The organism is Nonomuraea sp. NPDC049750, assembly GCF_040659625.1.
GTDB lineage: Bacteria > Actinomycetota > Actinomycetes > Streptosporangiales > Streptosporangiaceae > Nonomuraea.
The window spans coordinates 640501-666065 of sequence record NZ_JBFANB010000004.1 but is presented as its reverse complement, the minus strand read 5'-3'; the positions used below and the strand labels follow the sequence as shown (position 1 = coordinate 666065).

The following is a 25565-nucleotide window of genomic DNA, read 5'->3' as shown; positions in this document are numbered from 1 at the left end:
TTAGGGCACACTAAAAGGTATGTCGGTGATGTGGGTGATGCGGCCGGAGGACGTCGCGCGGATCAGGTTCGCGTTCTCGCCGATGTGGGAGCTGGTCGCCAGCCTGCGTACGCTGCAGGACCCGGCCAGGCAGTCGATCCACCTGCCGTGGATCAAGTGCGTGCGCTCCCGCCTCGCGGAACTGGATCTGACCGAGTTGTTCGCGCTCGTCCCGCCGAGCGGCTATCTCGCCGACTTCATCACACCGCCGCCCGACACACCGCTGCCGGACTTCACCGCCGAGCTGGATCGCGTACGGCTCACCCCGCCGGAACGGGCCCGCGCCGAGGCGGCCCAGGTACGGGGAACGGACCGGGCGGTGATCGAACGGTTCATGGATGATCCGGCGGCGGGCGTGGCCCGGGTCGCCGACGCGCTGCGGGCTTACTGGGAGGCGTGCTTCGCCGAGTTCTGGCCGCGCGTCTACGGGCTGCTGGAGCGCGACGTGCTGCGCAGGTCGCGGCAGCTGGCCCAGGGCGGTGCCCGCGAGCTGTTCGCGGCGCTCGATCCGGCCGTGGCGTGGACGGGGGAGCGGCTGCACATCGACCGGCCGTGGTGCTCGATGGACAGGCACGGCGACGGGCTGCACGGCGACGGGCTGGTGCTGGTGCCGAGCGCGTTCTACTGGCCGTCGGTGGCCGTGATGTCGGCTCCGTACCAGTCGATGCTGGTCTATCCGGTGCTGGGCGTCGGGACGCTGTGGGAGCAGGGGCCGCCGCCCGCGCCCGAGGCGCTGGCGGCGCTCATCGGGCGCAGCCGGGCGCGGATCCTGCTCGCGCTGGCCGAGCCCAGCACGACCTCGGCGCTGGCCGGGCGCATGTCGCTCACGCCCGGCGCGGTCAGCCAGCACCTCGGCGTGCTCAGCGGTGGCGGGCTGGCCGTCGGGATGCGCGTCGGCAAGCAGGTCGTCTACCGCCGCACCGCCGCGGGCGACACGCTGGCCGCGAGCACGCCCGCCCCCACGCTTGCTCCCATGCCCGCGATGCCGGTGACGCCCGTCCCCATGCCCGCCATGGCCGGTCGTCAGGTGTAGCGGGTCGACTCCAGGAGCCAGTCGAGGTGGGCACGCGGCGCGGCCAGGTAGGCGCACGCCACCTTGCTCACGTCGCGCGCCAGCCTGGGCGTGAGCGTGTCGAGCGGCAGGCTCCGGGCCGCCTCGCGCATGTCCTGGCAGCGCTCGGCGATCCGGTCGAGCACCCAGGCCGTGGCCTCCGGCTGGTCCAGGCCGAGCTGGTGCATCACGACCACGACGAGGTTGTGCCCGTCGCCGCGTTCCTTGGGCAGTGAGGCCACGTCGTTGCACCAGGCGGTCACGTCGGTGCAGGCGTCGACGAGCCGCTGCCACGGCTCGCAGGCGTGCACCCACGCGGGCACCTCCACGCGCAAGCACGGCTCCACGAGGTCGTAGAGGTACGGGCCGACGGTCCCCCTGCGCAGCGCCGGATACTGCTCCAGGGTCGGTACGCGGCCCGTGGCGCGGTTCTCGGCCTCGATGCGGCAGGCGTCGTGCTGACGCCGCAGATTGGCCGCGAACCTGGTCCGCCACAGGTCGCTCATCCGGGCGCTGGTCACCCGCCACAGGTCGGCGAAGGCCGCCTCCAGCGGGTGGGCCGCGCCGCCCGCCAGCAGGCCCTGGAAGACCTCCAGCCGGCCCGGCCCCTCGTCGAGCTCGTCGTCGAGGTTGAACAGCCAGGTCAGCCACTGCGCGAACAGCGCCGCCGCGGCAGCGTCGAACTCGGCGAACGCGCGGCCCGCCATGCGGTGGAACCCCACACCGGGACCGGCGTGGAGATCGGTCCGCCGGGCCCAGTCAAGGACGGCCGCCTCGATCGCGTACACGGCCGGATGCATGCGGCAGGGCTCCGCCATGGCGGGCACCCGCTCGGTGAGCACCAGCAGCGTGGTGGCGGCGGGCGCCCCGCGGCGCGGCCCGGGAGCCAGCGGCTTCCACTGGAGCATGGACCTCAGGGCGGTGCGTACCGAGGTGATCACGTCGGTACTCATAGGGGACCAAAGAGCCAGTTGCCCGCGGCGCTCGGGTCGTCGCTGACGTAATACTGCCGGGCGGCCACGATCAGCTCGTCCACGGTCAGCACACCCCTGCCCACCCGGTCGAGCCGGTCGAACGCCTCGTCCACGTCGTCGTAGGCGGTGCCGAAGGCGCTCAGCAGCATACGGAACTCGCGGGGCCCGATCAGGCCGTCGCCGTCGTCGTCGCAGAGGCTGGCCACGGCCGCCGTGGCGGGCCGGAACACCGGGTCGTACAGGTCGCCCTCGACGAACGCCGCCGTCATGCCTTCGCGGAACTCCTCCCGCAAGATCTGGCAGTCGGCGTCCCGGCCGAGCACTTCGGACAGAGTCGACCAGATCCCATCGAAACCGGCGACGAGATCGCTGCCGGTGACCGAGGTTGGGGACTCTCCGAATCCCACCAGGAGCCGTGCACCCAACCCCAGCAGGTCCACCCGCTCGATGACGCCCTCGCCGCCCGCGTCGATGTGGTCGAAAGCCCTGTCAAGCTTGTGATTGAGCAGGTCGATAGCCACCAATGCCTCCCCCGAGACTGACTGCGTGATCACGATAGGTCCGGCCGGGCTCTTTGTCAGCGAGGCTCGCACCGAGACCCCACGTAACGTGTGCGAAACACGGACACGGCATCCTGATAGGGAACTCAGTACTGTCTTCGCTAGGGGATGCTTTGGACCGCCAGCAGGAGTTCGTGCTCCGCACGCTCGAGGAACGCGACATCCGGTTCATCCGGCTCTGGTTCACCGACGTTCTCGGCTTCCTGAAGTCGGTGGCGATAGCCCCGGCCGAGCTCGAAGGCGCCTTCGCCGAGGGCATCGGCTTCGACGGCTCGGCCATCGAGGGCTTCGCCCGGGTCTACGAGGCCGACATGCTGGCCAAGCCGGACCCGGCGACGTTCCAGATCCTGCCGTGGCGCAGCGAGACGCCGGGCGCGGGCCGCATCTTCTGCGACATCCTCATGCCGGACGGCTCGCCGTCGCACGCCGACCCGCGCTGGGTGCTCAAGCGCACGCTCGCCAAGTGCGCCGACATGGGCTTCACCTTCTACACCCACCCGGAGATCGAGTTCTTCCTGCTGAAGAACCGGCCCGAGCCGGGTCAGCGCCCCGAGCCGATCGACTCCGGCGGCTACTTCGACCACACCCCGCACAGTTCGGGCCACGACTTCAGGCGCCAGGCGATCATGATGCTGGAGTCGATGGGCATCTCGGTCGAGTTCAGCCACCACGAGGGCGCGCCCGGCCAGCAGGAGATCGACCTGCGCTACGCCGACGCGCTAACGACGGCCGACAACATCATGACCTTCCGGCTGGTGATGAAGGAGGTGGCGCTGGAGCAGGGCATCTGGGCCTCCTTCATGCCCAAGCCGTTCACCGAGCACCCGGGCTCCGGCATGCACACCCACATGTCGCTGTTCGAGGGCGACCGCAACGCCTTCTACGAGGCCGGTGCCGACTACCAGCTCTCCAAGACCGGCCGCTCGTTCATCGCCGGGCTGCTCAAGCACGCCGCCGAGATCACGGCCATCACCAACCAGTGGGTCAACTCCTACAAGCGTCTCTGGGGCGGCGCGGAGGCCATCGCGGGCCAGGGCGGCGAGGCGCCGTCCTACGTCTGCTGGGGCCACAACAACCGGTCCGCGCTGGTGCGCGTGCCGATGTACAAGCCGCACAAGGGCGGCTCGACGCGCATCGAGTTCCGCTCGCTCGACTCGGCCTGCAACCCCTACCTGGCCTTCGCGCTGATCCTCTCGGCCGGCCTGAAGGGCATCGAGGAGGGCTACGAGCTCCCGGCCGCCGCCGAGGACAACGTGTGGACGCTCACCAGCGCCGAGCGGCGCGCCCTGGGCATCCAGCCGCTGCCGCAGTCGCTGGACGAGGCCATCGCGGTCATGGAGCAGAGCGAGCTGGTGGCCGAGACGCTGGGCGAGCACGTCTTCGACTTCTTCCTGCGCAACAAGCGGACGGAGTGGCGCGAATACCGCCGCCACGTCACCGAGTTCGAGCTTGGCCGCTACCTGCCGGTCCTGTAAGCGCGGGGCGGCGGGTGCCTCGTGACACGCGCCGCCCGAGCTTCGAGCCAGACGGTATCTGTGCCTGGCGTCAACAGGTCGTATCGACATTTTCCAGAACGAGTTAAATCGTCGGCTTCCCCAGAGTACCGCCGAGGGTGCCGGGTATCCACCTGCCGGAAACCTGGATCAGGGCGGCGAATTACGGGTCATGACCCTGTCCCGGAAAGCTGGGCCAACGCCGCCCTTGCCGACGACTCGACGGAGGACGACTCGTGACCATTACGCCGACTTTGCAGGCACCGCCATTTCCCGGCGTCATCAAAAAGCCTCAGCAGGGCGAAGCCGTAAAGAAATGGCAGCAGCGGATGCAGGACCGCGGCTGGCACATCAAAGTAGACGGGATCTATGGAACGGAAAGCGAGCGTCTCTGCAAGAACTTCCAGGCCGAGAAGCACCTCCAGGTCACCGGCGTCGTCGACGAGACGACGTGGGACAAGACGTGGACGGCCCCGAGCGCGGTGGCTCCGCCGTTCCCCGGTCGCGTCCTCAAGCAGCCGCCGATCATGAACGGCGAGGATGTGCGGCAGTGGCAGGACGAGATTAACAAGCGCGGCTGGCCCCTCATGGTCGACGGGAGCTACGGGCCAAAGAGCGAAGAAATCTGCCGCCAATTCCAGAAAGAGCACGCGCTCGTGGTCGACGGTCGCGTCGGGCGGAACACCTGGACCAATACCTGGGTAGAGACGATCTGAACTCGCTTGCCGAAAGTCGGAGCTTCGTTTAGTTCGGACCTCGTCCTGGTAAGGCGGCCCCTCACCGGCAAAATGCGGTGAGGGGCCGCTCGCATTGTCAAACGGTGTCGACGCGCCAGGCGAGTACGCGGCCGTAGTGGGACTGGCCGTACACGTGCGGTTTTCCGCGGATGGTCGCCACGGCCACGGAGCGTACCGGGCGGGCGAACGCGCCCAGCACCGCCACCCGGCGCCGCGGGGCGGCGGCGTCCCACAGCGTCACCGTGCCGTCCTCGGTCCCGGTCACCAGCAGGACCCGATCGTCGTGCTCGACCAGGCTCAGGCAGGTGACGGTCGAGGTGTGCGCGATCCACTCCCGGCGCTCGCCGGCGGCAGCATCCCATAGGTGCACATACCTCCCGCTGCCGACGGCGAGTACATCGCGGTCGGCGATCCGGCCCATGGCCAGGCCCGCACCGGCGTCGTCCACGCCGAGCGTCCGGATGTGCCGGCCGGTCAGCGGGTTCCACAGGTCCACCTCGCTGTCGCGCCGCGTGGCCAGCACCGGCTGATCCCCGGCCCGGCCGAAGGCACTCTCGCTCAGCGCGAACCCCCACCTGGGCAGCTTGGCCACGCACTCCTGCGTGACCGGGTCCCACACCTCGGCGCCGGCGGCGAGCAGCGCCCGGCCGTCGACCTCGCCGAAGGCCAGAGCGGTGGGTGAGGAGTGGTCCAGGCCGCCGAAGGTGACCCGGCCGCCCTCGGCGTCGTCCTTCCGCGCGATCCCGCGGATCTTGCTCAGCGGCTGCCACAGCATGGTGCCGTACGCGGCACAGCCACTGCTCGCGATGTACGGCCGACCGGTCACCTGCCCGGCCGCCAAGCCTCGGCAGCAGTGGTCGTAGGGCGATATGTCGCAGTCGTGGCCACGGCCGCTCTGGCGGCAGCCCAACGAGCCGATCTTCTTCCCATTCGTCGCGTCCACCAGGAGCACGGTGTCGCTGTGCGTGCCGACGGCCAGGGCGGGCGCGCCCCGCGCCGTGGTGAACAGCGCCAGCCCCGACCCGCCGTAGCCGGTCCGCCGGTGCTGATGCGGCGTCTGCGCGTCCCACACCTGCACCGTCCCGTCGAGCCCACCCGTGGCCAGGCAGAGACGTCCCGCCAGGCTCCCGAAGGCGGCGGTCGTGATCAGGCGGGTGTCGGCGTCCAGGTCGATGTCCGTCTTGTGGCCCGGGTGCCTGATCACCGCCTTCGCGGGCCGTTCCCACTCCTTGCCGGTGTCGGTGTGGTTCGCCACGAGCATGACGTTCCGCCCGGCGTGGGTGGTCATGGCCACCGGTCCCTGGTCGCGGTCGAACCCTCGGTCGCGGGATTTGTCGCGGAGGTCGTCCAGTTTCAGGTAGACCAGCTCGCGGCTTTGCACCGTGTAGCCCGGCGGGTGTTCGACGCGGACCACCACACCGGCTTCGGGCCGCCCGTTCGACTCGCCCATCAGTAGGGGCGGAGTGAGGCCGTCCTGCTCCATGTCCGCCCAGATGTCGTCCAGTTCGGCCGTCGCCAGTCGCTCGCCGGTGGCGACGTCCCACACGTGCAGCTCGTACGGGGACAGAGCGGCCAGCACCGTCCGCTCACCCAGCTTCGCCACACCGAGGTCGAGTACCGCGTCCCGCTCCTCCGCGCGCAGTGCGCGCACGAGCTCGCCGGTGGCCGGATCCAGCAGGTCGACGCGCCCGTCCTCGTCGTCCTCCGGGTAGCCGCGGTTGTGGAAGCCGATGGCCACGGCGAGCAGCGTCCGCCCGCCCTCGGCCTCGACGAAGGTCAGGGCTGTCGGGTAACCGCCGATCAGGTCGCGGGTGAATCCGCTCGCGCCGGTGAGCGGATTCCAGGTACGGATCGTGCCGCCGTCGTCGCCGCCGGCAAGTATTGGGCGGCCGTCCACCACGCCGAACGCCAGGGCGCGGACGCTCGCCGTATGACCCTCCAGGTCCAGCTCGGAACGGCCCTCCAGGTTCGGCCTGGGCTGGCTCTTCAGGTTCGGCCTGGGCCGGTCGAACATGGCGCGAAGTCGTACCACGTGGTCGTCGCCGCCGCTGGCCACGAACGTGCGGTCCTCGAACTCGCCCACCGCCACCGCCCAGACCGGGCCGTCGTGCCGGGCCGGGCACACGTGGAAGGCCGTGGGTCGTTCGCCGGTCTCCCACGCCAGGGTCCAAGTCCCCGGCTCCAGGGTCCGTGTCCCCAGCTCTGCCGAGTCCAATGCCGCCAGGGCCTCCGGTTCCTCGGCGGCGGCGGTCGCGCGCAGGAACTCGAGCCGTTCGGGGCCGGGCAGCGTGCGGAGCCGCGGGAGTGCCCGGCGGCAGGCCCGCAGCAGTGCCGGCGGCCATGACCCGTCGAGCGGGCCGTGCGGGAGCGTCGGACCGGCCTCGGTCAACGAGGTGAGATCGAGCGGCATCGTCGCTGTCCCTCCTCTTGCGCTCGATCCTCTCGCGCTCGATCAGAATCTAATGATCGTGATCGCCAAGGTACGGCGGGCTTCGCCAAATCGTGATCATCTACGCGGCGGACATCTCCTCTCCCTCGCGGAACCGGCGCATCACTGAGTCCCGAGCGTCGGCCCGGGTGGATGGCGCGGCGGTCACTGGAACGCGTAGCACTCCACTTCGGCTCGGCGATAGGACAGGTGCTTGGCCACGGAGTCCCGCACGCACGCGCGTTCGTTCGCGCTCAGCCGCAACATGCCGCACACCGTCACGCTGGAATAGGTGCGGCAATCCAGCGAGGAATCGACCTCCCCGACGCGGTAGTTCGCCCTGACCGCCGCGCGGCACTCCGAACGTGCCTGCGATGTGTTGGCGTACCTGCATTGATGCAGCAGGACCTCGTACTGGGATTCGCTGACCTGGTGGCGGTCGCCGTCCCAGGCGGGGATCGTTCCGAACATGGGGAGCAGCCACAACCCGGCGGCGGCGATGATGAATTTCATGGCTTCCCTCCAACACGCGCGAGGCACTGGCGGGGAGACGTCGCAGTCCACATCACCTGCTGAACTACCCCCGTCTGGATACTTCAGTCGCAGGCCACGGCCTCGTGGGGCCGACCGGCCGCGGCCCCCTCGATTGGCCGAGGGGCGCCGCGTCGTCAGGTCAGAAGTACTTCGAGGTCAGGTCCGTCGTCGGCCAGGTGGTGATCTTGACGGCGTTCATCTGGCCGTCGATCACGTCGAAGTCCGGCGTCCCCGTCTCCTCGCGCCGGTTGAACACCGCCGCGTAGCTCCAGCCGTTCTGCAGCCGCGCCAGGTACGAGAACGTGCCCGGCATCGAGCCGTTGTGCCAGGTGTTGAGGTGCCCGGTCACCTGCCGGACCCACCAGCCGCCGCCGTACCAGGAGCCGGAGGAGGTGACGCCAGTCTCCGGCTTGGCGAACAGCTTGGCGATCGACGCCGTGCTCAGCACCGTGCCCGGCCGGTCGAAGGCGAGCGTCCAGCGGACGAGGTCCACGGCCGAGGCCAGCCAGCCGCCGTTGGCGTCCTGGTTGGGCATGTTGAAGCCGCCGTACGGGTACGGCACGACGGTGCCCGACTCGTCCATGACGGTCTTGTTCGTGTACTGGGACTGGTACATCACCTCGCCGGCCGCGGCCTCGGTCCTGAGGCTCTTGCCGAGGCGCATCCGGGTGATGCCGAGGGGCTTGAGCAGCTTCGTCTTGACGTACGTCTCGTACGACATGCCCGACACCTTCTCGATGATCCGGCCGAGCAGCATGTAGCCGTAGTTGCTGTAGACCATCTTCGAGCCGGGGGCGAAGTCGAGCTGCCGGCCCGTGGCGTACTTGATGATCTCGGCGTGGCCGATCGGCAGCGGTACGTCCAGCGCGGCCGAGATCGTGTGGTCCAGCCAGAGCTGGTCCTGCTTGGAGGTGTCGCGGTCCCAGCCGCCCAGGTGCTGCATCAGCCGGAGCACGGTGACCTGGTTCATCCGGGTGTCGGCGGGGGTGAGGCCGAGCAGCGTGGTCACCTTGGCCGAAAGGCTCAGTTTGCCGTCCTGCACCAGCCGCATGATGGCGGCGGAGGTGATGTTCTTGCTCAGGCTGGCGATGCGGAACAACGACGTCGGGGTGACGGCGGGGATCGCCTGGGCGCCGGTGCTGTAGCGATAACCGCGGGCCAGGACGATCTTTCCGCTCTTCATGACCGCCAGCTGGGCGCAGGAGATCTCGCGTTCCTTCACAAAGGTCTTGATCACGTTGTCGAACCCGGCCAAGGACGCGGGAGCGGTCCCCGACGTCTCCACCACCGGAACGGGTGCGGCGAGCGCCGGCCGAGCCGTCATCGCGGCGGCGGGTACGGCAATGGCCCCCGCTTTGAGCAGGCTCCTACGAGTGAGCATCCGGCGAGTGAGCATTGTCACTTCTGACTCCTAGGTAACATCCGTGCAAAGTTGGGCCCGTATCTTACGGACATGGAGGATCCGGCGCAGCCCGGGTCTCCCGCTGGGAAGTTCTACGGCCCCGCGAGGGTTATGCGGTGGGCAAAGACCCCGTCAGGGTGTGGGAAACTGATCGTCCGTTGAAATCGGCTCGTTCCAAAACGACTTTTCGGATATTTCGCCATTTGGGCGATGTTGGAGGGTGTGGCATGACGACGGCTGCCCTGCAGACCGTGCTGACCGTTCCTGAGCGTTTCAGGGGCCCGGCTGGAGTCGCCAACGGCGGCTGGATAGCCGGCACCATGGCGGAGGCCTTGGGCGGCGACAGATCGGCGGTCGAGGTCACGCTGCACGCGCCCACCCCGCTGGAGACCGACCTGTGCCTGGAGCACGTCGCCAACACGGTGTCCCTCCACGAAGGCGACAAGCTGCTGGTCGAGGCCATCCCGGTGGCCGAGGACCTGACGGCGCCCGAGTTCGTGCCGTTCAACGACGCCGCTCGCGCCGAGGCCGGCTTCCCCGGCTGGCGGGGCCACGCCTTCCCCGAGTGCTTCGCGTGCGGGCTGCGCGAGCCGGGTGACGGGCTGCGGATCTTCCCCGGCCCGGTCGAGGGGACCGACCTGGTGGCCGCCGGGTGGCGGGTGCCGTTCACGGTGGCCGACGAGGACGGTGTGCCCGCCTCCGTGGTGGGGGCGGCGCTCGACTGCATCACCGGCTGGGCCCACTTCGGGCCCGGCGAGTCGGCGCTGCTCGGGCGGCTGGCCGTACAGATCCATCGGCGGCTGTACGCGGGCGGGGCATACTCCGTCGTGGCCCGCGCGACCGGCCGCGAGGGGCGCAAGCTGTTCGGCGAGAGCGCGATCTACGAGGTCGACGGCACCCTCGTGGCCGCTGCCCGCGCCACCTGGATCGCTCCCCGCGAAGCCTGAGACGCATCCCTGCCCAGGGAGGGTTCAGGACGTGAGCCGGTCGGCGACGACCGACGCGCAGCGCTCGTCGAACATGATCGTGTAGTGGTTGCAGTCGGGGATCACCTCGTCGGCGAGCCCCGGCAGGCGGGCGGTCCACGTGGCCGCCAGCGCGTCGGGCAGCATGCCGGTGTCCTGGTTGAGCAGCCCGCGCGGCGCCCTGATCAGCGAGAGCGGTGCCTTGATCGCGCTCAGCGCCGCGCCGATGCGCTCGGACTCGGTGAGCATCCACCGCCCGTCCTCGCGCACCGCCTCACCGGCCACGCGCGAGCGCAGTGCGCCCTCGGTGCCGGTCAGGTCATAGCGCACGTACGCCTCGGCGTCGGCGTTCCAGTTGTCGAGGAAGGCCGGGTGCGCCATGAAGAAGCCGACGTACGCCTCCGGTGTCGGGAATGTCCGGCGCAGCCGTTCCACGGCCGGTCCCAGGGTGGCCTCCAGGACCTCGTCAGGATCGGCGCCCTCGGGCAGCGGCAGCGGGAGGCCGCCGTCGACGAGCACCACGCGGGCGAAGTCGCGTTCGGCACCGGCCAGCGCGGCGACGTAGGCGCCCATGGAGTGCCCGGCCAGCACGGCCTCGGGGCCCGCGCCCACGTGGTCGGCCACGCGCAGCACGTCTTCCGCGTGCCGGGTCAGCCCGTACGGGCCGGGCAGCGCGGCGCTGTGCCCGCGACCGCGCAGGTCCATCGCGACCAGAGACCAGTCGGCGGGCAGCAGCCGCGCCACCGCGCCCCAGGCCATCAGCGAGGCGGTGATCCCGTGCACCGCGATGATCAGGCGTGGTCCCGTGCCGAACGTGGCGACCCGCAGGCCGTCGACCTCGTCGAGTCTCATAGCCGGATCTTAAGGACAAACCTTCTGGTAGGGCAGTCCTGGCACGAAGCTTCGCCACTCGCCGGGGCTCAGCGACCGGCCGGCGCGGGCGCAGATCGCGGCCACCATCCTGCCCGGCTCGACCGGCCGCTCGCGTAGGGCTCCTGCCTCGTCCAGGGTGAGCACTCCCGAGCCGTCGACGGTGAACGCCGGGCCGTAAAGGTCGCCGTTGCTGCTGTCGCCGTCGTCGAGAGTGCCCAGGTCCGCGCCGGCGGCCAGGTCGACGAGCCGTAAACGGTGGTCGCGCGTGACCAGCGCCAGCACGTCCTCGCTGGGTGACCTGACCGCGACGTCCCCGCCCTCGAGCCGGCCCAGGGCGGCCTGGCGGGCCCGCTTCCCGGTGGCGGTGTCGTAGACGCTCACGCGACCGCGGGAGTCCGCCACCGCCAGTGACCTGCCGTCGTGGGTGAAGACCACGTCGGTGACGGTCGTGCCCTGGCCGGTGCCCCCGAACGGCTTGCCCAGCCGCCGGCCCGACGCCGCGTCGAACAGGTACTGCTCGCTGGACCCCACCGCCAGTACTTTGCCGTCGGGGGAGAAGTCGGCGTCACGTACCTTGCCCACCTTCGCCGACCACAGCTGGCGCTTCGATTTCCAGTCCCAGACGCTCACCGCGTAGCGGCGGGACACGTCCTGGTCGCTGTACTCCAGCCCGGTGGCCAGCTTCGTGCCGTCGGGGCTGAAGGCCAGGAAAGTGGTCTCGTATTCCGCCAGGTCGCCGCGGGGCGCCGCCTGCGCGAGCGTGCGCCGCGTGCCGCTGTCGAGGACCGTGAACCCGCTGATGCCGCCCACCGCGGCCAGCCGCCCGTCGGGGCTGATCGCCGCGGCGTCCGCCGGGTCGGAATCGGGCCTCTTCATCACCGGGGCGCCGAGTGACCCGCGCGGGTCGGCGAGGAAGACCTGGTAGCCGTCCTCGGAGCTCAGGACCTGCCGCGCGCCGGGACCGAACTTCGCCCACGACCACGAGGGCGCCTGTTTCGGCGCGCGCACCGCGAAGTCGCTCAGGTCCACGGTGAGGACGCGGTCCTCGCTGAGATAGCGCAGGGTGTGGCCGTCGAAGCCGACCTGAGGCAGCGGCACGGAATCGTCCTCAGTGCCGCCGGGCAGGGTCAGCGTGGTGAGCAGCCGGTCGTATGCCCGCCAGACCTGGATGTCCTGCCCGGTCGCCGAGGCGAGCAGCCGCCCGTCGGCGCTGAAGGTCACCGCGCCGCCGTTCCAGATGTCCACTTCGTTCCCGAGATTCTCCGTCTGTCCGCCCGGGCGGTACGTGATCCGCAGCTTTCCGCCCACGAGCCGCACCGCCGACTTGCCGTCGGGTGAGACGACCGGGCGAGTGGCGAGCGGGCTCTTCGCCCGGGTGCCGGTCCGCAGGTCCCAGGTGTATTCGTACTGGTCGAGGATGATCAGCGCGTACCGGTCGGTCGTCCCGTACCGGACGCCGACCGGTGTGCCCGTGTCGTCGCCCACGTCATGGCCGAACGTCCACGTCCCGGCGGCCTTGCCGGTGCGCAGGTCCCATACCCGCGCCCGCTTGTTGGTGACCACCAGCAGGTTCCGGCCGGTGGGGGAGAGGGCGGCGGTCAGCGGCCGCTCGCCCGCCAGGCCGAGCCGGCCGATGCCGCCGCTCCGCTTGCCGGTGCGTACGTCCCAGAGCCTGACCGCGTCGTCGCTCACGCTGGCCAGCGTCCTGCCGTCGTGGCTCAGCAACCGCAGCGCGTCACCCGAGGCGGCGGGGTCCCTGAAGGCGGCGACCTCGCGCTGCGCCAGCGAAGCGGTCAGCGCGGCCCTGGTCTGCGGGGTTCGGTCCAGCCGCCAGGCGGCCACGCTCAGCAGCATCGCCGCCCTCGGGTCGCTCTTGCGCAGCGTGCCCGCGAACTGCGCCAGCCGCGCCGCCTCCGCCTGGTCGCGCTGCGCGGCGATCCGATCGGCCCGCTCATCGGCGAGCGCGCTCTGCTGGACGGCCAGGCCGGTCGCGAGCAGCGAGATCACCAGCAGGGCCGCCAGGCTGATGGAGACGAGTCTGGTCCGCCTGCTCCTGCGCCTGGTCAGACCGGCGCCCGCGTCGAGGAAGTCGCGTTCGGCGGTGGACAGGGTGATGTTCCTGCGGGCGGTGGCCGCCCACCGCAGCGCGTTCTCCAGACTGCTGCCCTGCAACAGGTCGCCGTCCCTGCGCCCGGCCCGAGCCCACCGCTGCGCGGCGGTCAGGATCTCCTTGTGTACGGCCAGGCCGTCCCGGTTGGCCTCGACCCAGCGGCGAAAGCGCGGCCAGGCGAGGGGCAGGGCGGGGCGGGCCAGCCAGACCTCCTCGCCTTCCCTGGACAGCAGGTAGCCGAACACCTCCAGGATCCGGGTGACCGACGAGACCTCGGGCAGCGGCCGGCCCTCGACGAGTTCGGCCAGCTCGGCCCGCCGTACCGCGAGGCCGCCCTGCTCGCTCACCGTGATCAGCCGGAGGAAGACCTCGGGCGCGAGTTCGCGCTCCTCAGCGGACAGCAGCGCGTACGCCTCCTCGGCCAGCGTGCCCAGCGCGGGATCGTGGGCGGGGGCGCCCACCCGCGCGGCCTCCCTGCCGCCGGCGGCGAGCAGCAGGCCGGTGTCGAGGCCGCCCTCGGCGCTCACCAGGGCCAGCAGCAGCTCGCGCGCGGACGGGCGCTCCAGCGGGTCCTTGCTGAGCGCCGCGGCCACCAGCGGGCGCAGCGTGGCGGGCAGGACGCCCAGGTCGGGCCGGGCCGACAGCACCCGATGCATGACCGCGCCCAGGTTCTCGGCTTCGAACGGGTCGGTGCCGCTCGCCGCGTAGACCATGATCGCGCCCCAGGCGAACACGTCGGCGGGCGTCCCGGCCCGCTGCCCGCCGAATACCTCGGGCGCCATGTACGTGGGCGTGCCCGTCACCAGGCCCGTCGCGGTGAGCGACATCTCCGCGGTCCGCGCCACGCCGAAGTCGATCACCCGCGGCCCGTCGGGACCGAGCAGCACGTTGTCGGGCTTCAGGTCGCGGTGGATCACCCCGGCGTCGTGGATGGCGGTCAGCGCGGTCGCCACGGCCGTGGCCAGCCGGTGCAGCTCGCCGCCGCCGAAGCGACGTCCCTCCGTGACGGCCTTGCGCAGGCTGGGGCCCTGGACGTACTCGCTGACGATGTACGGCCTGGGCCCCTCCAGTTCGGCTTCCAGGACGCTCGCGGTGCAGAACGCGGCCACCCGGCGCGCCGCGGTCGCCTCCCTGGCCAGTTGCGCCGACTGGTCGCCGTGCAGCACCTTGATCGCCACCCGGCGGCCGTCCTCTGCGTAGCCCTCGTAGACCACGCCCTGGCCGCCCGTGCCTAGCCGCCCGGCCAGCCAGTAGTTGCCCAGCCGCTGGGGATCCCCGTCGATCAACTTGTCCACGGGCAGTTGGATGCATGCGGCTTGGAGAAAGTTTGGGCGGATAAATTACTCCTTATGAGGATTACGGTCATTGAGCACGAGGCAGACGCGACTCTCGGCTACCTGGGCGACTGGCTGGGGCCGGTCTGCGACGTCGTACGCCCGTACTTGGGCGAGGAGGTTCCCGAGCGCGCCGCCGACGGGCTGATCGTGCTCGGTGGGGAGACGGCGGCGTGGGAGGACGATCGCTGCCCGTGGCTGCCCGCCACCCGTGACCTGCTGGCCCGCTCCGTCGAGGACGGTACGCCCACGCTGGCCATCTGCCTCGGCGCGCAGCTGATGACCCTGGCCTGCGGCGGCACCGTGGAGCGGGGCGGCGAGGGGCTGGAGGTGGGCGTCTGCGAGGTGGTCGCGCTGCCCGCCGCGGCCGCCGATCCGCTGCTGTCCGGTGTCTCTACGGCCGTCGCCGTCCAGTTCCACCAGGACGTGATAGCCCAGCTGCCCGACGGGGCGGTGCCGCTGATGACGGGCACACCGTACCCGAACCAGGCGTACCGGCTCGGCACGGCGGCCTGGGCGGTGCAGTTCCACCCCGAGGCCACGCCGGAGATCTTCACCTCGTGGACCACGGCCTCGGGCCTCGGCGCGGCCGGCGAGCTGAACGCGGCGGTCGGCGCGGCCGAGGAGGCGCTCATCGCCACCTGGCGGCCGTTGGCCGAGGCGTTCGGGCGCCTGGTCGCCGACAGGGCGGGGGCGGACCTCGAGCCGGTTCAGGGCATGTCCTGAGTCGTTCCCTGACGCGCGCTGGCTGTTCCTGGTCTGCGTCGGCTGACGTCCGCGCGCACCGGCCGCCGTGCCGGATGGGTTACCGGCGGCCGGTACGGGGCCGGGTGAGCGCGTGGGCGAGTGCGTGGACGCCGCCCAGGACGAGCGGCAGCGCGGCCAGCCCGGCCAGGGCCGACCCGGCGCCCGCCGTCGGCACCCCTGACGCCTTGAGTCGCCGCCACGCCCACACCGTGAACGGGATCACCACCACCGGCGCTGTCACCACGCCGGGCGTGTAGCCGCGCGCGAGCGCCGACTGCACCAGATGCCCCACCCCGTGCAGCCCGAACCCGGCCAGCACCGCCTGGAACACCGGGCTGCGTCCTCCGGTGCGCGCCCCCATGGCCGACGCCCCGGCCATGACGCCGCCCATGAGCCCGATCGCCACGTTCACCTGCCGCTGGGACATCTCCAGCCGCTGCCACGGGACCCGTGGGTAGCGCCGCTCCAGCTCGGGCCGGTGCTCGCGGGTCCAGCGGGCCATCGTGGCCAGTTCCTCCGCGTCGTGCGCCGCCCAGGCCGCGAGCAGCCCCCACGTCACCGTCGCCGGCACGCCGTCCATTCCGACCCCCAAAACACAACGCAACGTTGCGTTCCACTTTAGGCTTCAGGGGTGGCGGGCTGTCAAGATGGGGTGGTGCCGAGGATCGAGTCCACCGCCGCCCGCCTGGCCAAGCTCGGCTTCGCCGACGGCGCGCGGGCCGCGACCCTGGTACGACAGTCGGGGGCAGAGCTGGACGACCTGCTCAAAGGACTGGTAGCCGTGTCCGACCCCGATCTGGCGCTCGCCTCACTGACCCGCCTGGCCGAGCGTGAGCCCCGCGTGCTCGACACGCTGCGCGCCGACGAAGACCTCCAGGGCAGGGTGCTCGCGGTGCTCGGGGTGAGCGCCGCCTTGGGGGAGCACCTCGTACGCCATCCCGAGCAGGTGGGGCTGCTGGCCCTGCCCGAGCTGGGAGACGCGCGGGCCGAGTTGCTGCGCGCCGTCGGCGCCGAGCCGGAGCAGGACGAGCCCACCGCGTCGGATCCCGGCGCGCTGGTGGCGCTGCGGGTCGCCTACCGCGGGCGGCTGCTGCATCTGGCCGCCCGCGACCTCACCGGGCAGATCGGGCTGCCCGACGTCACCGCCGAGCTGTCCGACCTCGCGGGCGCGGCGCTGGAGGCCGCGCTGGCCATCGCGCGGGCCGAGGTCGACGCGAGCGACGTACGGCTGGCGGTGGTCGGCATGGGCAAGCAGGGCGCCAGGGAGCTCAACTACATCAGCGACGTTGACGTGATCTTCGTGGCCGAGCCGCGCGAAGGCGCCGACGAGACGGCGGCCCTGCGCGGTGCCACCCGCCTGGCCCAGGCCATGATGCGGGCCTGCACGGCGACCACTCCCGAGGGCGCGCTGTGGGAGGTCGACGCCGGGCTGCGGCCCGAGGGCCGCGCGGGGCCGCTGGTCCGCACGCTGGCCAGCCATCTGGCCTACTACCGGCGCTGGGCCAAGACCTGGGAGTTCCAGGCGCTGCTCAAGGCGCGGCCGGTGGCGGGCGACCTGGTGCTGGGCTCGGCCTATGTCGAGGCGGTCAACGAGTTCGTCTGGTCGGCCGCGACCCGGGAGCACTTCGTCGAGGACGTGCAGGCCATGCGCCGCCGCGTCGAGTCCCACGTACGGGCCGAGGGCGAGCGGCAGATCAAGCTCGGCCCCGGCGGGCTGCGTGACATCGAGTTCGCGGTGCAGCTGCTGCAGCTGGTGCACGGGCGGCAGGATCCGCTGCTGCGGCGCAAGGCCACCCTGCCGGCCCTGGCCGCGCTCTCCCGCGGCGGCTACGTGGGCCGTGACGACTCACGCGGGCTGGCCGAGGCGTACACCTTCCTGCGCCAGGTCGAGCACCTGCTGCAGCTGCACCGGCTGCGCCGTACGCACGTCCTGCCGTCGGACCCCGACGACCTACGGCGGCTGGGGCGCGCGCTCGGCATGCACGCCGACCCGGTGGGGGAGTTCACCGCCAGGTGGCGGCGCCACGCGAGGGAGGCGCGGCGGCTGCACGAGAAGCTGTTCTACCGGCCGCTGCTGCAGGCCGTGGCCCGGCTGCCCGAGTCGGAGGCCCGGCTGTCCACCATCGCGGCGGCCGCCCGGCTGGCGGCGCTCGGCTACGTCGACCCCAACGGCGCCCTGCGCCACATCGCCGCACTGACCACGGGCGTCTCGCGGCGGGCGGCGATCCAGCGGACGCTGCTGCCGGTCATGCTCGGCTGGTTCGCCGACACGCCCGACCCGGACGCCGGGCTGCTCGGCTTCCGCCAGGTGAGCGACAAGCTCGGCACCACGCCGTGGTACCTGCGGCTGCTGCGCGACGAGACGGCCGTGGCGGCGCGGATGGCGCGGGTGCTCGGCAGCAGCCGCTACGCGACCGGGCTGCTGCTGAACGCGCCCGACGCCGTCGGGCTGCTGGGCTCCGACGAGGACCTGGCCGCGCGCTCGCCGGACGCGCTGCTGAAGGAGGCCTCGGCCGCCGTGTCGAGGCACGGGTCGGACATGGAGTCGGCGGTGGCGGCGGTACGTGCGCTGCGGCGCAGGGAGCTGTTCCGTACGGCCGTGGCCGACATTTCCGGACTTATGAGCATTGAGCAGGTGGGGGTGGCGCTGTCGTCGCTGAACGACGTGACCATCCAGGCCGCGCTGGACGTGGCGATCGGCAAGGTCGAGGTGGAGCGGCGGGGGGCGCTGCCGACCAGGTTCGCGGTGATCGCCATGGGACGGCTCGGCGGCATGGAGTCCTCCTACGCCAGCGACGCCGACGTGATGTTCGTACACTCGCCCGTGCCCGGCGCCTCCGAACGCGACGCCACCGACGCCGCGTACGCGGTCGCCAACGAGCTGCGCCGCCTGCTCGCCCTCCCCGCCCCCGACCCGCCGCTGCTCATCGACCCCGACCTGCGCCCCGAGGGCAGGCAGGGCCCGCTCGTCCGTACGCTGGCCTCCTACCAGGCCTATTACGCGCGCTGGTCGTCCCCTTGGGAGGCGCAGGCGCTGCTGCGGGCCCGCTTCTCGGCCGGTGACGCCGCGCTGGGCGCCGCGTTCGTCGCCGTGATCGACGACCTGCGTTACCCGCCCGAAGGCCTGTCCGACGACGTCGTACGCGAGATCAGGCGGCTCAAGGCCCGCATGGAGGCGGAGCGGCTGCCACGCGGCGCCGATCCCGCCCTGCACACCAAGCTGGGCCCCGGTGGCCTGTCGGACGTCGAGTGGGTGGCGCAGCTGCTGCAGCTCCGCTTCGCGGCCGGACACCCCGCGCTGCGGACCACCCGTACCTTGGAGGCGCTGCGCGCGGCTGAGGGGGAGGGCCTGCTCGCGGCCCCCGACGCGGCCGTACTGGCGGCGGCCTGGCGCTTCGCCTCGCGCGTCAGGGACGCGCTCATGCTGGTCAAGGGCCGTCCCGGCGACAGCGTCCCGGCCGACGTCAGGGAGCGCAGGCTCATCGCGCGCATCCTCGGTTATCCGCCGGAGGGCTCGGAGGACTTCCTCGACGACTACCGCCGGGTGACCCGGCGGGCCCGCCAAGTGGTCGACCGGGTCTTCTACGGTTCCTGACCCGTAACAGGTTGGTTGCGGGCCGTGCGGGCGGGCCCTGGCGGGTGTATCAAGGCGCGGGGTGATCCATTTTGCTTTCCATTTACGTTGATCTCGCGTTAGGTCTGGTGCTGGCGTTCCTCCTGCTGTCGCTGCTGGTGAGCGGGCTGAACGAGGCTTTCGTACGGCTGCTGGGCATCCGCAGCAAGTTCCTGTGGGCCTATCTGCGCGACACCATGGACGGCAGCGACGCGCAGGGGAAGTCGTGGTTGCCGGCCAAGGTGGCCGACGTGTTCGCGCGGCTGCCGTTCATCCGTGATCCACGGCCCGCCCACAGCGACCAGCCGGCCCCGGTCGAGGCGGCCCAGGCGCCCGAGCAGGAGACCAAGGCCGACGACGCCGTGACGCAGCTGCTCTACCAGCGGGTCCAGGAGATCGACCACCCGAAGCGGGGCCGCACCAGCATCGCCAACATCCCGCCGGAGCGCTTCGCGGTGGCCCTGATGGAGATGGCCGCCGGCGAGAAGGACGGTGTCGAGGGGCTGCTGGCCAAGCTCAAGGCGATGGGCAGCCCGCTCTACGGCCATCTCAAGGGCGTGTGGGACACCGCGCAGCGCGACATGGACCGCTTCCGGCAGGGTGTGGAGACGTGGTTCGACGGCGAGATGCAGCGGCTGTCGATGCTCTACAAGCGCTACGTCAAGTGGGTGGTCGCCCTGCTCGGCGTGGTGGTGGTGCTGCTGTTCACGATGGACGGGTTCGAGTACGCCAAGACCCTGCTGCGCGACAACGCCTTCCGCGCCTCGGTGACGGCCGTGGCCGAGGCGGGGCCCGACGCCTACAGCGAGCTCAAGGAGCGGTGCGCGCAGTCCAACCCGATGCCGTGCATCACTGAGACGCTGAGCCAGCCCGCGCTGGTCATGGTGTTCGACCATGCGATCGTCAACATCGCGATCCCGGCCGAGGGCGACCCGAGCATCCACTGGAACGGCGCCGCCTGGTGGGACCGCCTCACCACGCTCAGCCACTGGCCCGGCTATGCGCTGACGTTCGTGGCGTTGCTGTTCGGCGCGTCGTTCTGGTGGGACCTGCTCCGCCGCCTCACCGGCCTCCGTGGCCGTCGTTAGATCTGGGCTAGTGTTGAGCCGATGGAGACAGAACGGCTCATCATGCGCAGATGGCGCGACGACGACAGGGAACCGTTCGCGGCGATGAACGCCGACGCCGAGGTCATGGAGCACTTCCCGGCCCTGATGACCAGGTCGGAGAGCGACGGCTTCGTCGACAGGATCGAGGCGGGCTTCGAGGCCCACGGGTACGGGCTGTGGGCGCTGGAGGTGCGCGAGAGCGGCGAGTTCATCGGGTTCACCGGGCTGGTCCTGCAGACGTTCGAGGCGCCGTTCACCCCGGCGGTCGAGGTGGGCTGGCGGCTGGCCAAGGCGGCGTGGGGGCACGGGTACGCGATCGAGGCGGCCCGGGAGGCCGTACGGTATGGGTTCGACGTGGCGGGGCTGGACGAGATCGTCTCCATCACGACCGTGGGGAACACCCGCTCGCGCAAGGTCATGGAACGGCTGGGCATGACCCGTGACATAGCTGACGACTTCTATCACCCGCGGGTTCCGGCGGACAGCCCGCAACGGCCGCACGTCCTGTACCGGCTCAGGCGCGGTCAGGCGCTCATGGCGTAGTACGTACCGGCTTATGGGTGGTCTGGTCGGGGGTCAGGCGCTCATCGCGTAGAGCACGTCGCGCAGGGCGGCCTCGCGGCTGCGCAGCCAGACCAGCCGCAGAGCCAGGGTCGGCGCGTCGGAGGCGGGGCCCATCTCCGGCGCGGAGCCGAGCGGGCTCAGCGTGCCAGGGGCGGGGTCCGTCTCCGACGCGAAGTCGAGCGGGGTGAGTGTGCCGGAGGGGCGGTCCGTCTCTGTCGCGAAGTCGAGCGGGACCAGTGTGCCGGCGGTCAAGTGCGCCTCCAGCGCGAAGTCGGGCAGCAGCGCCCTGCCGAACCCCTGCCTGGCCCACTCACGTGCCATGGCGATGCTGGTCAGCTCCCTGCGCGGCACCTGCGTGCCGAAGAGCTGATCGGCCGCCAGCCGGATCGAACACCCCGGCGCGCTCACCAGCAGCGTCTCCCGATCACCATCCGGAGCCGCGACCAGCAGCAGCTTGACCTCGTCCACGTCCAGAAAGTCCAGGTCGAGCGGCGGGGCGAACCCCAGCCCGCCGATCCGCGGACCGGAATCGAGCAGGAGCGCCGCGTCCAGCTCGCCACAGGCCACCTCGGAAAGCAACGCCTGCCTGGTGTATGAGCGCACCTCCACGTCCAGGTCGGGGTGGCGCTGCGACAGGCGGCGGACGATGACCGGTAGTTTGGCCGCGGCCAACATCTCCAGCGCCCCGATCCGGACCTGGCGGCGTTCGCCCGTCACCGCCCGCCGTACCTCGTCCGCATGGTCGAGCAGGCCCTGCGCGCGGGTGAGCAGGGTGGCCCCTGGGCCGGTCAGGCGCATGCCCTGGGGCGTGCGCTCGAAGAGCGCGACGCCGAGGCTGTCTTCCAGCCTGCGCACCTGTTCGGACACCGAGGCAGGGGCGAGACCGAGGTTGTTCGCGGCGCCGGTGACGGTGCCCGCCCCCGCTACCGCCACAAACCCCCGCAACTGACGCAGATCCATTCGGCCAAGCATACGGTTTTCCCGAACGCCCCCTGCGGCCGCGCCTGTTGAGGGGAAATATGCTGCTTTAGCAGGCTTCGGGGCATGAAGATGTTCGGTTTCTCCCTGGCCTACTTCTTGGTGATCCTCGACACGACCGTGCTCACGATCGCCCTGCCCGACCTCCGTACCTCCCTCGGCGGCTCACTGGCCGGACAGCAATGGGTGGTGAACGCCTACACCGTCGCCTTCGCCGCGTCCCTGCTCACCGGGGGAGCGGTCGCCGACCGGTACGGCGCCGCCCGGATCTTCAAGATCGGTGTGGCGGTCTTCGGCGTGATCTCACTGCTGAGCGCCGCGGCGCCCCATCTCGGCGCGCTGGTCGCGGCGCGCGCCCTGCTCGGCGTGGCGGGAGCGCTCTGTACGGGCGGCTCACTCGCCCTCCTGCCCGAACTCTTCCCCGACCCGGCCGCCCGCGCCCGCGCCACCGGCCTGTGGGCCGCCATCACCGGCACCGCCCTGGCCGCGGGCCCCCTGCTGGGCGGCCTCCTGGTCGACCAGTACGGCTGGCGGGCCGTCTTCCTGCTCAACCCGCCCATCGCCCTGATCAGCCTGCTGGCCATGCGAAGGGTGCGCTCACCCCGGGGGCATCGGCTCATCGACTGGTGGGTGCAGGCGCTGGCCTGCGTGGTCCTCGGCCTGCTCGCCGAAGCCCTGATCGACTCGTCGCCTGTCGCCGGGGTGTCGGCCGTGGTCGCCCTCGCCGTGCTGGTGATCGTGGAGCGACGAAAGGTGCTCGCGGATCGCCGCCCGGCATTCGTGGAGCGAGGAGAGGTGCGCGCGGGCCGCCGCCCACCCGTCGTGGGGCGCCGCGGGCTGTTCGCAGGGCGCCGCAGTCACGCCCCCGTCCTGCCTCCGGTCCTGCCCGGCGGCTTGCTCGCGGTGACCTGGCCGGAACTGCTCGCGGGCATGGTGGCGAACTTCGCCTTCTCCGGCGCCCTGTTCGTCCTGACCCTCTTCCTGCAGGACACCCGCCACCTGACCCCGCTGGCCACGGGGCTCGCCTTCCTGCCGCTCACGCTACCGATGACGGTGAACCCGCTGCTCACCGGCCGTCTGGTGGCCCGCTACGGCCCCCGCTCCCCGATCCTCGGCGGCCTCGCCCTGCTGGCGACCGGCCTGGCCGGTGTCTCGCTCACCGACTACCTGGCGCCATGGCTGGTCGTGATGGGCTTCGGGCTGTCGTTCGTACTGCCCGCACTGATGGCCGGCATCCTCACCAGCGCACCGGCCGGTACGGCGGGCACGGCGGGCGGCGTCCTCAACGCCTCCCGCCAGGTCGGCGCGACGCTCGGCGTGGCCGTACTCGGCGGCCTGTCCCACCCTCTGCCGGTGGCCGCCATCCTGACCGCACTGACCTGCGCCTGCTACGGTGTCGCGTCCCGCGCCCGACAGACGGTAGATCGAGCGCGACAACCTGTCCCGATCCCGTCGCAGTGAGCTGTCGGACGCATCCACCAGGGCGACGCCCTTGGCACCGACGTTGCCGGTCAACGCCGGCAACGTCCCGTCACTGCTGAACCGCAGGCAGGACGCCGGGCGGATCGTTCCAGGCCAAGCTGGAGTTCTCCGATGGTCACGACCCAAACGGCGACGTCGTCGTCCGGATCGACCACCTTCGCCAGAGGCAATCCCTTTTCTAGGGAGAAGAGGACATTTGCGCTCAAAGGGACCTTTGCGGCCTTCATCGGCCACCCCACACGACTTCCCGGCTCTCCTCGATCAACTCGGCCCATTGGGGGTCCGGCCCATATTCTTCGAACAATGCTATGAGTGCGGCTCCATTCGCCGTATCAGGGCTGCGACATTGCGCGTCAGTTCGGACACGGTGACTGAGGTCTCCTCGGGTTCCACGCGGTCAGTCATCATGTACACCCATAACATGCACATATGTATGACTGCTCAGGGGGCGTGAAGACGCTGCCCTCAAGCAGGTCGTCGTGGTCGGCCTCCACGGCGGGCGAGGACCTCGGAGAGATCCGGCTCAGAAGGTGATGGGCGGCGTCGCCGGCGCGCATACTGGGCAGGGTGTTTCTGTGAGACGGCTGGTCTCCTTGTTGACGTGGGCGACCAGGCCGGAGCCGACACAGTAGCCGCACAACCCTGTTCCCTCCAGCGCCGGATGCAGCCACGCGGGGAGTGGTGCCGTCGGCGCGGGTCGAGGGTTGTCTTTTGGATCGTCAGGATTGCTTACGACGCCTCTGCCGTAGCAGCACATGCATTTGAGCACATACCCGGGAATGCTCCGATCTGCGCCGGTGCCTTGACATTCGGGGCAGGTGAGGGGGTGGGTCATTGCCAACGGCTCCCCCCGCAAGCGCGGTATTTGGTCCACTTGCGCTCTTTGCCGCTTTTCCCGTTCCGCTCTTCCCAGTTACCACCCTCGCCGAAACAGGCGCTGCGGCGCCTGTGTTCTTTCTGCTCGTCATCGTCGTCTGTCGTGCCCATGTCTTGACAGTACGGGGTGCGCGGGAAGTGGCGCCGGGAAAGTCGGTCGGCCGGGATCATAAATCCCGTTTCCAGTAGTTCTGCGAGATGCGTTGGATAAAGTTGGGCATTTGTGAGAGCTTCCCGTTGGTTCGCTGTCGCCTTCCTCTCCACTGTCGGCGCGCTCATCGTCTACTGAGATGCGGGCCAGTGCTCCCGTCTTCAGGCGGGATGGTGTGGGCCTGCGCGTGAGTGCCCTTTGGGGCGTGAGCGTGCAGTGATCGGAACTGCTTGCGGTGTCTCGATCACTTACAGTAAGGTTTCTGTGATCGAACGGGCAAGCGATAACCAAGCTGGCTGTGAGATCACTTTCTGGATTCATCGGTACGACGAGGCCGCCGGGCGGGCGGTGACAGGACGTGGAGACTTGCCGGTAGGCGGGTCGGTGAAGCGTCAAGCATCCTGTTCCACAGCTCGTGCTGCCTACGGCATGGACTGCTGCGTAAGCAGCACAGGAATCCTCGCCTCTTCAGGGTGAGGAGCACGTCAAGCGCACGGATTCTGGGCTGGGCGATTTCTCGAGTTGGCTCCCACCAGCGAATACCGTGTCGGCAAGCCTTTGGGTGATCCGTCCATCTCATGGACATGGTTTCCGCTCAGGCATCTGTGCCATTGGTGGGATGGAACCACGACCGATCTGGTACCCGGATACGTCAACCCGCTGGTGATCCTGCTGATCGTCGGCGCGCTCACCGGAACCGTGATGTGCGCGCTGACGCTCATCGGGCGATCATCGCGCGGCACGGACAGGAACTCGACCGGCTGAAGGCCCCGCTCGGAACGCGGGTACCGACCGGGATCGAACGGCATGGCCATCGGCTGCAGGGGGCAGCCGATGGCCTTTCCCAGAGTTTGAGTGCGGTCAGGACCAGAGGTAGCTGAGTCTGACCTGCAGCGGCCGGTCGAACTCGATGCTGACCCGGGTGTCGACGCCGTCCTCGAAGGCGCGGACGTTGTGCACGGTCATGCGGGCGCCGCCGATGAAGGGGTGACCGTTGGCGTCGATCTCGGTGATGGAGACGGTGACCGGGGTGAACGGCGTGACCCCGGCCAGCGCCGCGCGGAGGATGACCTCCCCTGCGGCGCTGAAGTGTTCGTTGCGGCCGTGAGCCTCGTCGGCGGCGATACCCGTCCGGTCGGCGGGTGCGTGGGCGTCGGCTTCGATGGTCGGGATGGCGCCGACGGTCTCTTGGGACATGGGGGGTTCCTTCTCTTGACGAGCTCTTGGCGAGTCGGCTTCGACTCGTTCGGCTGACTCCTATCGTCGGCAGCATTCCGGTCGTCCACATCCCCCGTGATCTGGGGGGTTGCCGGGACGCGGCCTCGAAGAGTGGGCCAGGTGTCCGCCGTGCCGGTCTATCGGGCCTGACCGAGCAGGATCTTCAACCACAGCTCCTCGGCCTCACAAGTGCGGAATCGGTGCGTCCCCTTCACGACAGGGTGTCGTCCAAGGCGATCGGTGACACGCACCCACGCCAGACCACCAGCCGCCTGGTCGTCGAGCGCGTCGGCCAGCTCGTCGAGGGTGCGGGCATCTACCGTCATG

At 70.5% G+C, this 25565-nt stretch carries 21 protein-coding genes; 10 read left to right on the top strand and 11 right to left on the bottom strand.

Annotation, left to right across the window (positions count from 1 at the left end):
- Positions 1-19 precede the first annotated feature (19 nt).
- Positions 20-1072, top strand: a complete 1053-nt coding sequence (locus AB0J16_RS14925) for a DUF5937 family protein (protein WP_358538805.1) — start codon at positions 20-22, stop codon at positions 1070-1072.
- Here the strand turns inward: AB0J16_RS14925 and AB0J16_RS14920 are convergent.
- Positions 1063-2043, bottom strand: a complete 981-nt coding sequence (locus tag AB0J16_RS14920; protein ID WP_358538803.1) for a terpene synthase family protein — start codon at positions 2041-2043, stop codon at positions 1063-1065. The two genes, AB0J16_RS14925 and AB0J16_RS14920, sit on opposite strands and share 10 nt — an antisense overlap.
- A complete protein-coding gene (locus AB0J16_RS14915) occupies positions 2040-2585 on the bottom strand; it encodes a hypothetical protein (protein WP_358538801.1) in 546 nt (181 codons plus the stop codon). Before AB0J16_RS14915 ends, AB0J16_RS14920 begins: the two co-directional genes overlap by 4 nt.
- Before the next feature lie 152 nt (positions 2586-2737).
- On the opposite strand from AB0J16_RS14915, the gene glnA reads away from it, so the two are divergent.
- Both glnA and AB0J16_RS14905 read left to right on the top strand, forming a co-directional pair.
- Positions 2738-4099 carry a type I glutamate--ammonia ligase gene (gene glnA / locus AB0J16_RS14910; RefSeq protein ID WP_358538799.1) on the top strand — a complete coding sequence of 454 codons (1362 nt, stop codon included), beginning with the start codon at positions 2738-2740 and terminating at the stop codon, positions 4097-4099.
- A 254-nt stretch (positions 4100-4353) separates the two neighbouring features.
- Positions 4354-4833, top strand: coding sequence for a peptidoglycan-binding protein (locus tag AB0J16_RS14905; RefSeq protein WP_358538797.1), 480 nt, complete (start codon positions 4354-4356; stop codon positions 4831-4833).
- Between the two features lie 97 nt (positions 4834-4930).
- Here the strand turns inward: AB0J16_RS14905 and AB0J16_RS14900 are convergent, their stop codons facing one another.
- The 3 genes from AB0J16_RS14900 to AB0J16_RS14890 form a co-directional block, all read right to left on the bottom strand.
- A complete protein-coding gene (locus tag AB0J16_RS14900; protein WP_358538795.1) occupies positions 4931-7264 on the bottom strand; it encodes a hypothetical protein in 2334 nt (777 codons plus the stop codon).
- Between the two features lie 183 nt (positions 7265-7447).
- Positions 7448-7795, bottom strand: coding sequence for a hypothetical protein (locus AB0J16_RS14895; RefSeq protein WP_358538793.1), 348 nt, complete (start codon positions 7793-7795; stop codon positions 7448-7450).
- Positions 7796-7955: 160 nt separating this feature from the next.
- Positions 7956-9212, bottom strand: coding sequence for a serine hydrolase domain-containing protein (locus AB0J16_RS14890; RefSeq protein ID WP_358538855.1), 1257 nt, complete (start codon positions 9210-9212; stop codon positions 7956-7958).
- 233 nt (positions 9213-9445) lie between these two features.
- Between AB0J16_RS14890 and AB0J16_RS14885 the strand changes: the two genes are divergently transcribed.
- Complete coding sequence (locus AB0J16_RS14885; protein WP_358444275.1) at positions 9446-10165, top strand: hypothetical protein; 720 nt, start codon at positions 9446-9448, stop codon at positions 10163-10165.
- 24 nt (positions 10166-10189) lie between these two features.
- On the opposite strand, the gene AB0J16_RS14880 is transcribed toward AB0J16_RS14885, so the two are convergent.
- Both AB0J16_RS14880 and AB0J16_RS14875 read right to left on the bottom strand, forming a co-directional pair.
- Complete coding sequence (locus AB0J16_RS14880) at positions 10190-11035, bottom strand: alpha/beta hydrolase (RefSeq protein WP_358538790.1); 846 nt, start codon at positions 11033-11035, stop codon at positions 10190-10192.
- A gap of 9 nt (positions 11036-11044) precedes the next feature.
- On the bottom strand, positions 11045-14461 hold the full coding sequence (locus AB0J16_RS14875) for a serine/threonine-protein kinase (protein ID WP_358538788.1): 3417 nt from the start codon (positions 14459-14461) through the stop codon (positions 11045-11047).
- Between the two features lie 54 nt (positions 14462-14515).
- Between AB0J16_RS14875 and AB0J16_RS14870 the strand changes: the two genes are divergently transcribed.
- Positions 14516-15226 carry a type 1 glutamine amidotransferase gene (locus AB0J16_RS14870; protein WP_358538786.1) on the top strand — a complete coding sequence of 237 codons (711 nt, stop codon included), beginning with the start codon at positions 14516-14518 and terminating at the stop codon, positions 15224-15226.
- Between the two features lie 79 nt (positions 15227-15305).
- Here the strand turns inward: AB0J16_RS14870 and AB0J16_RS14865 are convergent, their stop codons facing one another.
- Positions 15306-15827: an HXXEE domain-containing protein gene (locus AB0J16_RS14865; RefSeq protein WP_358538784.1), complete on the bottom strand. Its 522-nt coding sequence runs from the start codon at positions 15825-15827 to the stop codon at positions 15306-15308.
- Between the two features lie 75 nt (positions 15828-15902).
- On the opposite strand from AB0J16_RS14865, the gene AB0J16_RS14860 reads away from it, so the two are divergent.
- From AB0J16_RS14860 to AB0J16_RS14850, 3 genes are all read left to right on the top strand, one after another.
- A complete protein-coding gene (locus AB0J16_RS14860; RefSeq protein ID WP_358538781.1) occupies positions 15903-18842 on the top strand; it encodes a bifunctional [glutamine synthetase] adenylyltransferase/[glutamine synthetase]-adenylyl-L-tyrosine phosphorylase in 2940 nt (979 codons plus the stop codon).
- Positions 18843-18949: 107 nt separating this feature from the next.
- The gene (locus AB0J16_RS14855; RefSeq protein WP_358538779.1) at positions 18950-19948 is read left to right on the top strand and encodes a hypothetical protein; all 999 of its coding nucleotides are present in this window, start codon (positions 18950-18952) and stop codon (positions 19946-19948) included.
- Between the two features lie 21 nt (positions 19949-19969).
- On the top strand, positions 19970-20512 hold the full coding sequence (locus tag AB0J16_RS14850) for a GNAT family N-acetyltransferase (protein ID WP_358538776.1): 543 nt from the start codon (positions 19970-19972) through the stop codon (positions 20510-20512).
- Between the two features lie 33 nt (positions 20513-20545).
- On the opposite strand, the gene AB0J16_RS14845 is transcribed toward AB0J16_RS14850, so the two are convergent.
- The gene (locus AB0J16_RS14845; RefSeq protein WP_358538774.1) at positions 20546-21493 is read right to left on the bottom strand and encodes a LysR family transcriptional regulator; all 948 of its coding nucleotides are present in this window, start codon (positions 21491-21493) and stop codon (positions 20546-20548) included.
- Between the two features lie 84 nt (positions 21494-21577).
- Here AB0J16_RS14845 and AB0J16_RS14840 point away from each other — a divergent pair, with 84 nt between their 5' ends.
- Entirely contained in the window at positions 21578-22972 is a 1395-nt protein-coding gene (locus AB0J16_RS14840) for an MFS transporter (protein WP_358538771.1), read from the top strand.
- 1570 nt (positions 22973-24542) lie between these two features.
- On the top strand, positions 24543-24785 hold the full coding sequence (locus AB0J16_RS14835; protein ID WP_358538769.1) for a hypothetical protein: 243 nt from the start codon (positions 24543-24545) through the stop codon (positions 24783-24785).
- A gap of 96 nt (positions 24786-24881) precedes the next feature.
- On the opposite strand, the gene AB0J16_RS14830 is transcribed toward AB0J16_RS14835, so the two are convergent.
- Both AB0J16_RS14830 and AB0J16_RS14825 read right to left on the bottom strand, forming a co-directional pair.
- Complete coding sequence (locus AB0J16_RS14830) at positions 24882-25217, bottom strand: hypothetical protein (protein ID WP_358538766.1); 336 nt, start codon at positions 25215-25217, stop codon at positions 24882-24884.
- A 158-nt stretch (positions 25218-25375) separates the two neighbouring features.
- Positions 25376-25564 (bottom strand): hypothetical protein, encoded by a 189-nt coding sequence (locus tag AB0J16_RS14825; protein WP_358538764.1) that lies wholly within the window; start codon positions 25562-25564, stop codon positions 25376-25378.
- Position 25565 lies beyond the last annotated feature (1 nt).

Bases quoted from the DNA above. Each gene is read 5' to 3' on its own strand.
- AB0J16_RS14925 (WP_358538805.1), top strand. From the start codon at position 20: ATGTCGGTGATGTGGGTGATGCGGCCGGAGGACGTCGCGCGGATCAGG.
- AB0J16_RS14920 (WP_358538803.1), bottom strand. From the start codon at position 2,043: ATGAGTACCGACGTGATCACCTCGGTACGCACCGCCCTGAGGTCCATG.
- AB0J16_RS14900 (WP_358538795.1), bottom strand. From the start codon at position 7,264: ATGCCGCTCGATCTCACCTCGTTGACCGAGGCCGGTCCGACGCTCCCG.
- AB0J16_RS14895 (WP_358538793.1), bottom strand. From the start codon at position 7,795: ATGAAATTCATCATCGCCGCCGCCGGGTTGTGGCTGCTCCCCATGTTC.
- AB0J16_RS14890 (WP_358538855.1), bottom strand. From the start codon at position 9,212: ATGCTCACTCGCCGGATGCTCACTCGTAGGAGCCTGCTCAAAGCGGGG.
- AB0J16_RS14885 (WP_358444275.1), top strand. From the start codon at position 9,446: ATGACGACGGCTGCCCTGCAGACCGTGCTGACCGTTCCTGAGCGTTTC.
- AB0J16_RS14880 (WP_358538790.1), bottom strand. From the start codon at position 11,035: ATGAGACTCGACGAGGTCGACGGCCTGCGGGTCGCCACGTTCGGCACG.
- AB0J16_RS14870 (WP_358538786.1), top strand. From the start codon at position 14,516: ATGAGGATTACGGTCATTGAGCACGAGGCAGACGCGACTCTCGGCTAC.
- AB0J16_RS14865 (WP_358538784.1), bottom strand. From the start codon at position 15,827: ATGGACGGCGTGCCGGCGACGGTGACGTGGGGGCTGCTCGCGGCCTGG.
- AB0J16_RS14850 (WP_358538776.1), top strand. From the start codon at position 19,970: ATGGAGACAGAACGGCTCATCATGCGCAGATGGCGCGACGACGACAGG.
- AB0J16_RS14845 (WP_358538774.1), bottom strand. From the start codon at position 21,493: ATGGATCTGCGTCAGTTGCGGGGGTTTGTGGCGGTAGCGGGGGCGGGC.
- AB0J16_RS14840 (WP_358538771.1), top strand. From the start codon at position 21,578: ATGAAGATGTTCGGTTTCTCCCTGGCCTACTTCTTGGTGATCCTCGAC.
- AB0J16_RS14830 (WP_358538766.1), bottom strand. From the start codon at position 25,217: ATGTCCCAAGAGACCGTCGGCGCCATCCCGACCATCGAAGCCGACGCC.
- AB0J16_RS14825 (WP_358538764.1), bottom strand. From the start codon at position 25,564: ATGACGGTAGATGCCCGCACCCTCGACGAGCTGGCCGACGCGCTCGAC.